Annotated in this window: 13 protein-coding genes; 6 read left to right on the forward strand and 7 right to left on the reverse strand. The window is 52.4% G+C overall.

Annotated elements, in window-relative coordinates:
* Window positions 1–2 precede the first annotated feature (2 nt).
* Together RSA72_RS11925 and RSA72_RS11930 are read left to right on the forward strand one after the other, a co-directional pair.
* The gene (locus tag RSA72_RS11925; protein WP_332624456.1) at window positions 3–1,775 is read left to right on the forward strand and encodes an acyl-CoA dehydrogenase C-terminal domain-containing protein; all 1,773 of its coding nucleotides are present in this window, start codon (window positions 3–5) and stop codon (window positions 1,773–1,775) included.
* Window positions 1,776–1,955: 180 nt separating this feature from the next.
* Window positions 1,956–3,737 (forward strand): acyl-CoA dehydrogenase C-terminal domain-containing protein, encoded by a 1,782-nt coding sequence (locus tag RSA72_RS11930; protein ID WP_332624454.1) that lies wholly within the window; start codon window positions 1,956–1,958, stop codon window positions 3,735–3,737.
* Between the two features lie 437 nt (window positions 3,738–4,174).
* Here the strand turns inward: RSA72_RS11930 and RSA72_RS11935 are convergent, their stop codons facing one another.
* The gene (locus RSA72_RS11935; protein WP_332623103.1) at window positions 4,175–4,807 is read right to left on the reverse strand and encodes an FMN-binding negative transcriptional regulator; all 633 of its coding nucleotides are present in this window, start codon (window positions 4,805–4,807) and stop codon (window positions 4,175–4,177) included.
* A 138-nt stretch (window positions 4,808–4,945) separates the two neighbouring features.
* Between RSA72_RS11935 and RSA72_RS11940 the strand changes: the two genes are divergently transcribed.
* On the forward strand, window positions 4,946–5,443 hold the full coding sequence (locus RSA72_RS11940; protein WP_332623102.1) for a phosphate-starvation-inducible protein PsiE: 498 nt from the start codon (window positions 4,946–4,948) through the stop codon (window positions 5,441–5,443).
* A 92-nt stretch (window positions 5,444–5,535) separates the two neighbouring features.
* Here the strand turns inward: RSA72_RS11940 and RSA72_RS11945 are convergent, their stop codons facing one another.
* On the reverse strand, window positions 5,536–5,976 hold the full coding sequence (locus RSA72_RS11945) for an RcnB family protein (protein WP_332623101.1): 441 nt from the start codon (window positions 5,974–5,976) through the stop codon (window positions 5,536–5,538).
* A gap of 187 nt (window positions 5,977–6,163) precedes the next feature.
* On the opposite strand from RSA72_RS11945, the gene RSA72_RS11950 reads away from it, so the two are divergent.
* Entirely contained in the window at window positions 6,164–6,610 is a 447-nt protein-coding gene (locus RSA72_RS11950; RefSeq protein ID WP_332623100.1) for a hypothetical protein, read from the forward strand.
* 42 nt (window positions 6,611–6,652) lie between these two features.
* Here the strand turns inward: RSA72_RS11950 and RSA72_RS11955 are convergent, their stop codons facing one another.
* From RSA72_RS11955 to ppx, 5 genes are read right to left on the reverse strand one after another with little or no spacing between them, the layout of a single operon-like run.
* Window positions 6,653–7,222 (reverse strand): YggT family protein, encoded by a 570-nt coding sequence (locus RSA72_RS11955; RefSeq protein ID WP_332623099.1) that lies wholly within the window; start codon window positions 7,220–7,222, stop codon window positions 6,653–6,655.
* A 27-nt stretch (window positions 7,223–7,249) separates the two neighbouring features.
* Window positions 7,250–8,080 carry a pyrroline-5-carboxylate reductase gene (gene proC / locus RSA72_RS11960; RefSeq protein WP_332623098.1) on the reverse strand — a complete coding sequence of 277 codons (831 nt, stop codon included), beginning with the start codon at window positions 8,078–8,080 and terminating at the stop codon, window positions 7,250–7,252.
* Window positions 8,077–9,456, reverse strand: a complete 1,380-nt coding sequence (gene tilS, locus RSA72_RS11965) for a tRNA lysidine(34) synthetase TilS (RefSeq protein ID WP_332623097.1) — start codon at window positions 9,454–9,456, stop codon at window positions 8,077–8,079. The genes proC and tilS overlap by 4 nt, the downstream gene beginning before the upstream one ends.
* Entirely contained in the window at window positions 9,393–10,217 is an 825-nt protein-coding gene (locus RSA72_RS11970) for an acetyl-CoA carboxylase carboxyltransferase subunit alpha (protein WP_332623096.1), read from the reverse strand. The genes tilS and RSA72_RS11970 overlap by 64 nt, the downstream gene beginning before the upstream one ends.
* 33 nt (window positions 10,218–10,250) lie before the next feature.
* Entirely contained in the window at window positions 10,251–11,771 is a 1,521-nt protein-coding gene (gene ppx, locus RSA72_RS11975) for an exopolyphosphatase (RefSeq protein ID WP_332623095.1), read from the reverse strand.
* A gap of 268 nt (window positions 11,772–12,039) precedes the next feature.
* Between ppx and trxA the strand changes: the two genes are divergently transcribed.
* Together trxA and RSA72_RS11985 are read left to right on the forward strand one after the other, a co-directional pair.
* Window positions 12,040–12,366: a thioredoxin gene (gene trxA / locus RSA72_RS11980; protein WP_332623094.1), complete on the forward strand. Its 327-nt coding sequence runs from the start codon at window positions 12,040–12,042 to the stop codon at window positions 12,364–12,366.
* 332 nt (window positions 12,367–12,698) lie between these two features.
* A partial coding sequence (locus tag RSA72_RS11985) for a hypothetical protein (protein ID WP_332633222.1) occupies window positions 12,699–12,766 on the forward strand: 68 nt, incomplete at its 3' end.

A 12,766-nucleotide genomic window follows, 5' to 3' on the forward strand; every position in this document is an offset into this window, starting at 1 on the left:
ATATGCAATTCGTTTTGCATGAATTATTAAATGCTGAAGAACATTACGCAAAACTGCCTGCATTCCAAGAAACCGTAAGCCGTGAACTGGTTGACCAGTATTTAGAAGCCGCTGCAGACTTCTGCGAAAACGAACTGTCTCCGCTGAACCAAGTCGGCGACCGCGAAGGCTGCACCTGGAACGACGGCATGGTGACTACGCCTACCGGCTTTAAAGAAGCCTATAAAAAATATATCGAGCTGGGTTTCCCATCGCTTTCTGCGGAAGAGCAGTACGGCGGCCAAGGCTTGCCGGTTTCTCTGGGCAACGTCATTTCTGAAATGGTCGGCACGGCAAACTGGGCATGGGGCATGTACCCGGGCCTTTCACACGGCGCTGTGCGCACTTTAGAGCATCACGGCTCTCAAGAACAGAAAGACACTTACCTGCCGAATCTGGTTTCAGGCGTCTGGACCGGCACCATGTGCCTGACCGAATCGCATGCCGGTTCTGACCTGGGCATTATCCGCACCAAAGCTGAACCGAATGCTGACGGCAGCTATGCAATCACCGGCGAGAAGATCTTCATCTCTGCAGGCGAGCACGACATGGCGGACAACATCGTTCACATTGTGCTTGCCCGCCTTCCGGGCGCGCCGAAAGGCACCAAAGGCATTTCACTGTTCATTGTGCCGAAATTCAGCGTCAATGCTGACGGTTCGCTGGGCGAGCGCAATGCTGTGCGCTGCGGCTCCATCGAGCACAAAATGGGGATCCACGGCAACTCAACTTGCGTCATCAACTTTGACAACGCTCAAGGCTTCCTGATCGGGCCGGAAAACCGCGGCCTGAACTGCATGTTCACCTTCATGAACACTGCGCGCATCGGCACAGCCATTCAAGGCTTGTCGGCATCTGAAGGCGCCTTCCAGGGCGCATTGGCCTACGCGAAAGACCGCCTGGCGATGCGCGCGCTGTCCGGCCCGAAAGCGCCGGAAAAAGAAGCCGATCCAATCATCGTGCATCCGGCTGTGCGCAACATGCTGCTGACGCAGAAATCATTTGCCGAAGCGGGCCGCGCGCTGGTTTACCTGCTGTCCCTGCATGCGGACACCGTAGAGCAAGGCGCGACTGAAGAAGAGCGCAAGGCTTCCGACAACATTCTGTCGCTGCTGACGCCTATCGCCAAAGCCTTCCTGACCGAAACCGGTTCTGAGTCCGCCAAGCACGGCGTACAGGTATTCGGCGGCCACGGCTTCATTTCTGAGCACGGCATGGAGCAGATTGTCCGCGATACGCGCATTTCCTGCCTGTACGAAGGCACTACTGAAATTCAGGCGCTGGACTTGCTGGGCCGCAAAGTGCTGGGCACGCAAGGCGCAATGCTGAAAGACTTCACCAAGATCATTCATAAATTTGCTGAAGCGAATAAAGACAATGCCGCGATGAAGGAATTTGTTGAGCCGCTGGCTGCGCTGAACAAAGAATGGGGCGACTTGACCATGCAGATCGGCATGCGCGCCATGCAGAACCCTGAAGAAGTGGGCGCTGCTGCGGTAGACTACCTGTACTTCTCTGGCTATGTCACGCTGGCTTACCTGTGGGCGCGCATGGCGCTGACAGCTCAGGAAGCTTTAGCTGCCGGCACGACTGAGGTTGATTTCTACAACGCCAAAGTCACCACTGCCCGCTTCTACTTCAAGAAAATCCTGCCGCGCGTCCGCTCTCATGTAGAGGTAATCGCCGGCGGTTTAGAACCGCTGATGTCTTTAGATGCTGAACACTTCGCTTTCTAATACGGCATTCTAAAAACTGTACTCATGAGTACACAAAAGAAAAAGGACTGCCAAAGTAATGACGGTCCTTTTTCTTTATAAATACAGATAAATGTTAATCCTTAGTCCTATAACATGCGCAAAATACATCGTTTAGACTGACGGTTTCCCCCAATTTAAACAAAAACAGGTGTCCGAATCATGCCAATTTATAACGCGCCGCTCGCAGATATGAAATTCATCCTCAATGATGTATTCAATGCAGAACAATTCTGGCAAGCCAATGAAAATCTGGCGCATGTTGATGCTGCGACAGCGGAAGCCATTCTGGAAGAAATGGCCAAATTTGCGCAAAACGTCACGCATCCGCTGAACCGCACCGGCGATGAAGAAGGCGCAGCATTCAGCAATGGCGCAGTCACCACGCCTGCCGGCTTTAAAGAAGCCTTCAAGCAGTATGCGGAAGGTGGCTGGATCGGCTTAGCGGCTGATGAAGAATGGGGCGGCCAAGGCATGCCGAAAATGCTGACGGTGCTTGCGGATGAAATGCTGTTCGCCACCAACCCGTCCTTCATGCTTTACCCGCTGCTGTCTGTCGGCGCCGGCATGGCATTAAGCAGCTATGCATCGCAGGAGCAGAAAGAAACCTATCTGCCTAAAATCTATTCCGGAGAATGGTCAGGCACCATGTGCCTGACTGAACCGCATGCGGGCACCGACTTAGGCATTATCAAAACCAAAGCGGAACGCAATGCCGACGGCAGCTACAGCATCACCGGCACGAAAATCTTCATTACCGGCGGCGACCATGATCTGGCTGAAAACATCATCCACTTAGTCTTGGCGAAAACGCCGGATGCGCCGGCAGGCTCGCGCGGCATTTCCCTGTTCATTGTGCCGAAATTCCTTGTGAATGCAGACGGCTCTTTAGGCGGGCGCAATGCGGCCGGCCCGGGTTCAATCGAGCACAAGATGGGCATTAAAGCCTCTGCAACCTGCGTAATGAACTTTGACGGCGCGGAAGGCTATCTTGTAGGCAAAGAAAACGAAGGCCTGGCCGCCATGTTCGTAATGATGAATTACGAGCGCCTGTCGATGGGCATTCAAGGCTTAGGCGCATCTGAGTTCGCTTACCAGAACGCCGCGCAGTACGCCACTGACCGCATTCAAGGCCGCAGCGCTTCCGGCGTGAAGTCGCCGAACAAAGCCGCTGACAGCATTCTGGTGCACGGCGATGTGCGCCGCATGCTGCTGAACGCGCGCGCCAATAACGAAGCATCGCGCGCATTTGCGGTATATGTCGGCCAGCAGCTGGACATCACCAAATTCTCTACCGATGCCGAAGCGGTGAAAAAGGCCAATGACCGCGTTGCCCTGCTGACGCCAATTGCCAAAGCTTACCTAACCGACACCGCATTCCAGGCGACGCTGGATGCGCAGATGGTCTTCGGCGGCCACGGCTTTATCCGCGAATGGGGCATGGAGCAGTGCGTGCGCGACCTGCGCATTGCGCAGATTTACGAAGGCACCAACGGCGTGCAGTCGCAAGACTTGATTGGCCGCAAAACCATTAAATGCAAAGGCGAATTCATTGCGCAATACATTCAGGAAATCCGCGATTTCGCCAATGGGCTGGATGCTGACCTTAACTTCATTAAAGATGCCACTTTGGATGCAGCCACTGAAGTTGAATCGGTCACGCAGTATGTTCTGGAAGCCGCCCGTGAAAATGCGGAATTCTCCAACTCAGCCGCGGTGGATTACCTGCATGCGGTTGGCCTATTAAGCTTTTCTTATATGTTTGCGCGCATTGCCAATGCCGCTAAAGCCAAAGACGGCGAATTCTATCAGAACAAGCTGGCGCTGGCCCTGTACTTCGTGCAGCGCATCCTGCCTGAACTGGCGCTGCGCATTGTTAAAGTTAAAGCCGGTTCCGAAGTGGTCATGAACTTCAGCGAAGATTACTTTACAAATCAGGCTTAATTAAGCTCAGCCCTAAAAAACCTGCATCAGCATAATGCCGGTCAGTTAAGAAACTGACTGGCTTTTTCTTTTTTAAACTTGCAATATTGTTTGATACGCGGAAGCGTCATCCGCAACCTGAACAAAAACAAAGCACTGCTTTGTTTGCAGTGCAAGGCGAAGCGGTGGCCTTTGAAAAGGACTGTTTTTGCAACAAAACTATTTAAGTGCAGAAAGTGAACAGGTTTCGCGGTGAGGCGCACTGCGCCGCAAGATGCTTTCCTTGCGAAGCTTCGCTTCTCATTTGGCGAATGAGGAACACTGTTCCGCAAGTAACAAAACGAGCTCCAAAAATTCGATTTAAAAACGGTAAGACTCCGCCGTGAATAGTCCAAAAAGTTAAGAAGCTTACGGCGAAGCTCCTTAACTGATCAACATTACTCAGTCATGAGGCTTTTTTATTGCTCAGGAAAATGCCTGCGGATCGATTGGGACATTTCCGGACAGCTCTGCTCCAATGCCTTGGCCACGCCTTCGGCATCGGGCTTTGTCCGGTTTTGACTGACTTTGAATTTTCCGGTCATGGAGGTGATTTCTATTTCTATAGCGGCAATTTTACTGAGCTGATCCCGTATGAAATCTTCCGGCGCATCCCCCATCTTCCACGGCACGGGCTGCTGGGCTTCATGCTGCCGTGTCAGCCGCGCCAAGACGCCGCGCAGATGCTTTTCATCCTCAATGACTTTAAGCAGGCCTTTTACATGCACCGCGCGGTAGTTCCACGTCGGCACTGCGCGGTGATCTGCCTGTTTGGATGGATAGCCGCTCGGCGAAACATAGGCTTGATCGGCCTGGAAAATCACATAAGCCGGCTGCGGCTGAGCCAGCAAGGCCGCCAGAGGATTGGCTTTGGCAATATGCCCCCTTAGAACCCCTAAGCCGCCGGCAGAAGCCTCCAGCGCCAATGGAATATGATTAACCTCAAGTTCACCATCATCTTTAGCCGCAATAATTGCGGCTAAAGGAAACCGCTGCATCAGCTCACGCAGCGCCTGTGGATTTTCTTCTTTAAAATGCTCGGGGAGATACATCGGACGGGCCTTCAGCTGCATTGATCACCAGCAGGCAATTTAGCACCCTTTGTTTCCGGGAAAAATAGAAAATTCCTTCATGTGCATGAAATTTGCATAGTTTTTAATGGTATAAAATCAGCAGATAAGGAGGAAAACATGAGCAGTAAAGATCCGCGGGTTGAGAAAATTGAAATCCTCCTCGACAAATTCGGCAACATCGCCGTAGAAAGCTTTCACTATATTGCGCTGTTTATTATCGGCTGTATGGTCATCTGGTCGGCCGGGCATACCGTTTTTGAAATTCTGGCTGTGAAGCGCTTCGCCACCATTGACGATATTCTTTTGCTGTTCATTTACCTTGAACTCGGCGCCATGGTTGGGATTTATTTCAAAACCAACCACATGCCTGTGCGCTTCCTGATTTACATCGCCATCACCGCCCTGACCCGGCTGCTGATCTCGGATATTCAGCATGACCATAAAGCCGATATGGATTTGGTGATTATCACCGGCTCGATTCTGATTCTGGCATTTGCGATTTTAGTGGTGCGCTTTGCGTCATGGAATTTCCCGTCGGTCATCCGCGAAAAGCGCAGTGAAAAGCCCCTGCCCGAGGGCAAAACCCCGCGCCCGCAAGATGACGAATTGGCTTAACGCATCAACAGCCCTGCTTGATCAAAGCGGGGCTTTAGCCCGCTTTAAGGCGCGCCGGCAAAGCATCCTTCATGCAAAATAGCGGATATGCCCTACCGGTTCGGCGCCAGCACATAGCGCCCGTTTTCATAAATCCAGTACATGCCGTCTGGCGGCGCTGGCAGGCCCAGGCGGCGCCAGTCGCTAATGACAGTTTGCGTGGAGCTTTCAATATGCGCCGCATTCGGATCGCCGTTCACCCAGCTGTAGCTTTGCGAATTCTGAGTAATGGTTGTCGGCGCCTGATACTGAATGCTGATGCCGTTCTGAATCACAGGCGGATGATGATAATGCGGGCGGTTCGGATAAGGGCGCTGCGGGTAATGCGGACGGTAGTCCGGATAGCCGGGCTGATGCACCGGCGGATGCGGGCGGTGCTGCGGTTTTGAGCTGTCTACGCCATGGTAATTGCCCCATTGATTTTCAGCGATTGCCGGAGCTGAGGCGCCTAACAGCATCAGGCTTCCGGCGGCGCATGCGGCTAATACTTTCATGCTGAACGACTCCAAGCTTATTCTTCTGTTCTATCTTACGCCCCGGTTGAGGATAAAAAATGGATAAAAAACCGGCAAGCGCAAAGATTTGTAAATCAGCCCGCCGCACAAGGCAGCAGGGCGATAATCAGGCGGGAAATGCAGGGGCTTATGCTAGAATATAATTTTTGTTACTGAGTCAGCGATTGTGGCAGAGCTAAATTTTGACCGGCTGTATGAATATTTCTGTAAAGTTCCCAGTGTTCAGAAGAACATGATTGATGCCTATGGCACAGACGGCCAGCATGCATGGTGGTTCAAGTTTCAAATCAATATTGAGCATCCGCTGGCTTGGCAAACGGTTCAGGAGCTGGGCCATGTGCTGAATTACATTTCCAGAAATGAGCGCCTGCCGACGCAGTTTTTGCCGGTTTCGCCGCCGCCGTATATGAATGGCGGAGCCAAGGAATTTTTGGCTTGGGTGATTCAATGCAATCACGCCGACTTTCCGCCGGACGCGGTCTGCGACTGGCTGGAGGCGCGCCTGCCGAACCCTGTGGATGATGAAGGCGCATGGAACATTAAGACCGACCTTGCTGAACTGAACAGCATGCAGGACAAGGATCTGGACAGCCTGATTCCGCCGAACCCGTAAAAAAAGAACTCAATTGAGTTCTTTTTTTACAGCAGCTGATGCTTACAGGCCCGTCAGCATGGCAATCGCCACTTCGCGCATGATGGTTTCCGCCACCAGCAGCGCCAGAATTGCGACAATTGGCGACAGGTCAATCATGCCCATATTCGGCAGCAGGCGGCGGAACGGCGCCAGCAATGGCTCCGCCAATTCCTGAATCACTTCAATATACGGGGAGCGCGACTGCGTGAACATCACCACCCAGCTCAGAATAATTGAAGCGAAAATCAGGTAGCGGCAGAAGCGGATTAAATCCTGAATCATGGTGACAAAAGTCATGATGATCAGGTGCACCGGACTGTTCACCGCCACCCCGGACAAATGCATCACGCCGTAAATTTTCAGAATGTACAGCACCACCAGTAGAATCAGCGCAGCGGTGTTGACCCGGCCCTTTCCGACCGTTGGAAAAATCCGGCTGAAGACATCCACAATTTTGGTGGCCTTGGCGGTAGAAAGCACCACGGGGTTATACGGGCTGACTGCAGCCAATTGCATTAAAAACCGGAAAAATACGAGCAAAATTGCAACGTTAATGATAATGCCAAAAATTAGCGCAGAATTTGCACCCATATGAGAACGTTCCTAAATTAAATCAAGTTATTTGATGCTGTCACTCAGTTCTTGCGCAAGCTCTTGGCTGCGCTTTTGAGCCGCCGCCAAGGCAGCCTGAATGTTTTGCGAAATATGCGCATGATCAAATACTTCTATCGCCGCCTGGGTTGTGCCGTTTGGCGAAGTGACATTCCTGCGCAATTCCGCAGGGCTGCTGGCGCTGGTAATCGCCATTTGCGCCGCGCCTAAAGCGGTTTGCAGCGTTAAAGCTGTCGCCACTTTTTCATCCAGCCCCAGATTTTTGCCTGCGCGGATCATGCTTTCCATCATATAGAAGAAATATGCAGGGCCAGAGCCGGAAACCGCGGTGACCGCATCAATCTGCGCTTCAGAGTTTACCCAAATTGTCAGGCCAGTTGAAGCCAAAACCTGACTGGCCAGCTCGCGGTCCTGCGCCGTCACGGCTTCATTGGCAAACAGGCCATGCGCGCCGGTCTGCACCAGCGCCGGCGTATTCGGCATCACGCGCACAATGCGGCCTGTTTCTAAAATACTGGCAATGGTTGCAATTTCCGCGCCGGCGACAATCGAAATCACCAGCTTGCCTTCCAGCAGGCCCTTCAGCGGCTTTAAAATGCCGGCAAAAACCTGCGGCTTTACCGCAAATACCACAATATCCGCATTGCGGATGGCAGCGGCGTTGTCATCGGTCACATGCACATCTTTTTCAGCCAGCATCAAACGGACTTTTTCAACAGGATCTGAAACTGTAATGCGCGTTGCAGGCAAGCCGCGGGCCAGCAGGCCGCCAATCAGGGCCTGCGCCATATTGCCGCCGCCAATAAAAGTGATATTGCAATTTAGAACTGCGCTCATGATGAAGATCCGATCTTGCTGTTATCTGAAGAAATTATTTGCGGCAGCCACCCCGCTGCTGCGCAATAGGGCGAGTCCGCCAGCCAAAAACCATTGGGCGTAAAAACCCCTAGCATAACATTATCTATGCTTAATATTTGAATTCTATGACGCAGCCAGGGAAAAATTTGCGCCTGCTGAATGGCCTTTTTCAACGGCCATGCGCCCGCCCGGCCATGCAGATGGATTTTTTCTCCGCCCTGGCGCTGGGTCAGCGCCAGCTTCCGCTCCAGCAAGGCCAAAGATAAGCCGGCCTGCTGGCCAGGCCGAATCAGGAACTGCCCCGCCAGCGCCTGCATAGGCTGATTTTGCCGCAGCTGAATAAACTGCGGCGGCGCCTGCTCATGAGCCGCCGCCAAATATTCCGCCTTCGGCAGGCGGTGCAGCTGCTGCGCAAAGCGCGCATAGTAAAAGCCGTTCCAGTGCAGCGCCGCCTGCGCATCGGCTTTGGAATGAATGACTTCATGGATTAAGCGCTGCACCATCTCAAAAGGCGGGCGGTACTGGCCCTGCCCTCTCATCCATGCCGCTAAGAGCTGGCGCTGCCGAGGCGGCGGCAAGGCCAGCAGCGGATTCAGCTGCAGCGCATGCGGCGTTCCGCATGAAGCCATGTCCTGCGCCAGCACCTCAGCCAGAATCTGTTCCGCATCCTGCATTAAGTGGCTGCTGCGGCTCAGCGCCTGCTGCATTTTCGGAAAGCGCGACTGCAGCAGCGGCCACAGCGCTTCACGGCACCATGCCCGGTCATAATGAATATTGGAATTGCTCGGGTCTTGAATATTTTGCACATTCAGTTCAGCAGCCCATTGGCAAATCTGCTCACGCGGCAGGTTCAGCATTGGGCGCCAAATCGTCAGCTGGCCGCGCTGATCAATCTGGCGCATGGCCGCCAGGCCGTGAATTCCGGCGCCGGACAGCAGCCGGAGCATCAGGGTTTCGGCCTGATCCTGCTGATGATGCGCAAGAACCAGTATTTCATTGGATAACAGATGCTGCTGATAAGCTTGATAGCGGGCCGCGCGCGCCTGATTTTCCAAGTTGCCGGCCTGCACCTGAACCGCCTGCACAATGCAGGGCACATGCAGCGCTTTACAGGCGGCAGCCACAAATTTGCCCCAGGCGGCGCTGTCCGGCTGCAGCTGGTGGTCAATATAAATAGCGCGGATATTCTGCGGGCGCAGTAAAGACATTAAATGCAGCAGCAGCATGGAGTCCACGCCGCCGCTGCATCCAATTAAGAAAGAAGCCTGTTCGGGAAAAGCTTCCAGCTGGCTTAAGCAGTCAGACCTGAATTGCTGCTGCCAAATTTCATTAAACGCTGATAGCGTGCTTCGCATCGTTCTTTTGCATCCATCGGCATCAATTCATCCAAAGCCTGCTTCAGCACGGCTTTTAAATCCTGCATCACCTGTTCAGGATGCAGATGCGCGCCTTCGCCTTCATCGACCACGTATTCCACAATACCGATCTTCTGCAGCTTATCTGCAGTCAAAGCCAGCGCTTCGCTGGCCTGCTCCGCCTTTTCTGCGGTTTTCCACAGAATAGATGCGCAGCCTTCAGGCGAAATTACCGAATAAATGCTGTGCGACAGCATCACTACGCGGTCCGCCACGCCAATGCCCAGCGCGCCGCCTGAACCGCCTTCACCCAGCACGGTGGCAATGACCGGCACTTTCAGGCTGGACATTTGCGCCAGGCTGGTTGCAATCGCTTCGGCCTGGCCGCGCTCTTCTGCGCCTACGCCCGGATATGCGCCCATAGTGTCAATAAAGGTAAATACCGGCAGATTGAAGCGTTCCGCCATATCCATCAGACGCTGCGCCTTGCGGTAGCCTTCTGGGTTGCTCATGCCGAAATTATGCTGCAGCTTTTCGCGCGTGCTGCGGCCGCGGTGCTGTCCAACCACCATCACCGGCTGGCCGTCAAAGCGCGCAAGGCCGCCGACCATCGCGCCGTCATCGCCAAATAAGCGATCACCATGCAAGGCATCAAACTCAGTAAAGATTTCACCCACATAATCCAAGTATTGCGGACGCTCCGGATGGCGTGCAATTTGAACTGTAGCCCATGCCTTAGATTGCGCTGCTTTATTTCTCATAGGTCGACCATTATCCCTGAATTAACCCGTCTGTTAATCGATAAACTGTTCCGACTGAATATTCAATTCAATATCCCAATGCTTGAACTGCGCTTGTTCATCATGCAAGTCCGCAACAAGTAGAGGCCATTGCTTGGCATCGCCAGAAACGCTGAGCTGCCATTGTTGCGCATTGCCGGCGCTTAATTCAATGGCAGGAAGCATCTCATCGCTGCGGCTGTGATTCAGCAAAACTGCTAAACGAAGCAATAGACACAGGTAAACAAGTTTGCTACCGCCGACTTTCGCCACATCGGCGCGGGCATCGCCGCGCAGCTTGCGGCGGTGGTGCGCCACCAAATGCGACAGGTGATTTTGATCAATCTGCGAAAAGCCGGGAATGTCGGAATGCTGCAGCAGATAAGCGCCATGGCGGTGATAGCTGCTGTGGCTGATCGCCAGGCCGATTTCATGCAGATAGGCGGCGCGGCGCAGCAGGTCGCTGTCATCGCTGCTTAATTCCAGCTTTTCCGCAACATTGTCAAACAGCTGCTGCGCGCTTGCCACCACGCGCTCGGCCTGCTTGGCATCGGCATTGTAGCGCCCGATCAGCGCATGCACGGAGCGGTCGCGGATGTCTTCGTGCTGAAAACGCCCCAGCAGATCATACATCACGCCTTCACGCAAAGCGCCGTCTGAATACACCAGCTTATCAATGCCCAGCACGTCAAATACGGTATATAAAATGGCAATCCCGGCTGGCAAAACTGCCCGGCGGTCTTCTTTCAGCCCGTCAAATTCCATTTCTGAAACATGCTTATACTTCAGCAGCTTGTCTTTTAATTTTTCCAGGCCTTCGCGGGTCAGCTCTTCGCGCTCATTGCTCCAGCCCATGTTCACGCAAATCTGGCGGCAGGCCTTAATCGTGCCGCTGGAGCCGACTACGGTATCCCAGCCAGCGGCTTTATAGGTCGTGGCGATGCCGGATAATTCCTTGCGGGCCGCATTCACGGCCTTGTCAAAACTTTTCTGATTGACTTCGCCTTCGGCAAAATACGCCTTGGTAAATGCCACGCAACCCATCTGCACAGACTCGGTATGAATCGGCTCAAATTCTTCGCCGATAATCAATTCAGTCGAACCGCCGCCAATATCAATCACCAGGCGCCGGCCGCTGTTGGCCATGGTATGCGACACGCCCAGGTAAATCAGGCGGGCTTCTTCCCGGCCGGCAATAATTTCAATCGGCTTCGGCAGAATTTCGGCGGCTTTCTGAATAAATTCATGCCCATTCTTGGCCTGGCGCAAGGCATTGGTGGCCACAATTCTGAGCCGGTTGGGCTGCACCGAGCTTAAGCGCCCGACAAAGCGCGCCAGGCAGGCCAAGCCCCTTTGCTGGGCGGCTTCGGTTAAATTTTTATTTTCATCCAAACCGGCAGCCAGCTGCACTTTTTCTGACATTGAAGCAACTTTTTTTACTTCACCATGATCAACGCGCGCAATGGCCAGGTGAAAGCTGTTTGACCCCATATCAATGGCAGCAAGTAATTCTTCATCAATCAAAAAATCAGACATGATTCAAAACAAACCTATACAGAATTGTGCCTAGAGTAATTCACATGCATGCAATTTAAAAGCCATTTATGCGCCGCTTTAAACGCCAAGCTTATTTTCCGGCACTTATGACAATTGTGTTACAAAAACAGCCCAGCATGGGCAGCAAATGGCCAATTCCGCATTAAAATCCGGAATTTTGCATAACCCCCTACATTGTTCCGGACGGCCAGCTATGTAATACTAATCTTCATAGAACCATCTTAAAAATTATTCTGGAGCAGAATCCATGTCAGGCAATATTGTAAACACAACTGATGAAAACTTTGACGCAGACGTACTGAAATCTGAGGTTCCAGTGCTGGTCGATTTCTGGGCGGGCTGGTGCGCGCCGTGCAAAGCGATTGCGCCGGTTTTAGAAGTTCTGGCTTCTGAATACGAAGGCAAAGTGAAAGTTGTTAAAGTCGATGTGACTGCATGCGAAGCGACTGCTGTAAACTACAATATCCGCAACATTCCGGCTTTGCTGATGTTTAAAAACGGTGAAGTGGTTGCGCAGCAGGTCGGCGCTGCGCCAAAATCCAAACTGAGCGCTTTCATTGACGAAAACATCTGATTTAAAGCGGATGCCGCGCGCAGAAAATACGCTATTTCCAATAGCGTATTTTTTTTGCCGATAAATTGACAAAACCCTGTTTCTCTCTTATATTGCTAAGTCAAGAAATAAAGGATCTCCAATCCTGTCATTTTCTTAAAAGACACAACACATAAGATCGCCGCCCGGCAATAGAAATTGTTTTTACACATTTTTCTCCAAACAATGAATCAGTCCTCTGAATTGTTATTATTGTGCAAATACAATTGCGTAATTTAATTGCATGCATGCGGCTGAATGTTGCTTCCTTTCCATCCTGTACCCTAGAATTTTTGATTCTTATCTGACCTCCTATGAATTTAACTGAACTCAAGAAAAAACCGATTGGCGAACTCATCAAAATTGCCGAGTTTATGGGCCT

The sequence above is a fragment of the Acinetobacter sp. genome (assembly GCF_036659555.1).
In the GTDB taxonomy this organism is placed as follows: Bacteria; Pseudomonadota; Gammaproteobacteria; order Pseudomonadales; family Moraxellaceae; genus Acinetobacter.

Coding starts and splice junctions, on each gene's coding strand:
- RSA72_RS11930 (WP_332624454.1), top strand. CDS start 1,956: ATGCCAATTTATAACGCGCCGCTCGCAGATATGAAATTCATCCTCAAT.
- trxA (WP_332623094.1), top strand. CDS start 12,040: ATGTCAGGCAATATTGTAAACACAACTGATGAAAACTTTGACGCAGAC.
- tilS (WP_332623097.1), bottom strand. CDS start 9,456: ATGCGAAGCACGCTATCAGCGTTTAATGAAATTTGGCAGCAGCAATTC.
- RSA72_RS11940 (WP_332623102.1), top strand. CDS start 4,946: ATGAGCAGTAAAGATCCGCGGGTTGAGAAAATTGAAATCCTCCTCGAC.
- RSA72_RS11970 (WP_332623096.1), bottom strand. CDS start 10,217: ATGAGAAATAAAGCAGCGCAATCTAAGGCATGGGCTACAGTTCAAATT.
- proC (WP_332623098.1), bottom strand. CDS start 8,080: ATGAGCGCAGTTCTAAATTGCAATATCACTTTTATTGGCGGCGGCAAT.
- RSA72_RS11955 (WP_332623099.1), bottom strand. CDS start 7,222: ATGGGTGCAAATTCTGCGCTAATTTTTGGCATTATCATTAACGTTGCA.
- RSA72_RS11935 (WP_332623103.1), bottom strand. CDS start 4,807: ATGTATCTCCCCGAGCATTTTAAAGAAGAAAATCCACAGGCGCTGCGT.
- RSA72_RS11945 (WP_332623101.1), bottom strand. CDS start 5,976: ATGAAAGTATTAGCCGCATGCGCCGCCGGAAGCCTGATGCTGTTAGGC.
- ppx (WP_332623095.1), bottom strand. CDS start 11,771: ATGTCTGATTTTTTGATTGATGAAGAATTACTTGCTGCCATTGATATG.
- RSA72_RS11925 (WP_332624456.1), top strand. CDS start 3: ATGCAATTCGTTTTGCATGAATTATTAAATGCTGAAGAACATTACGCA.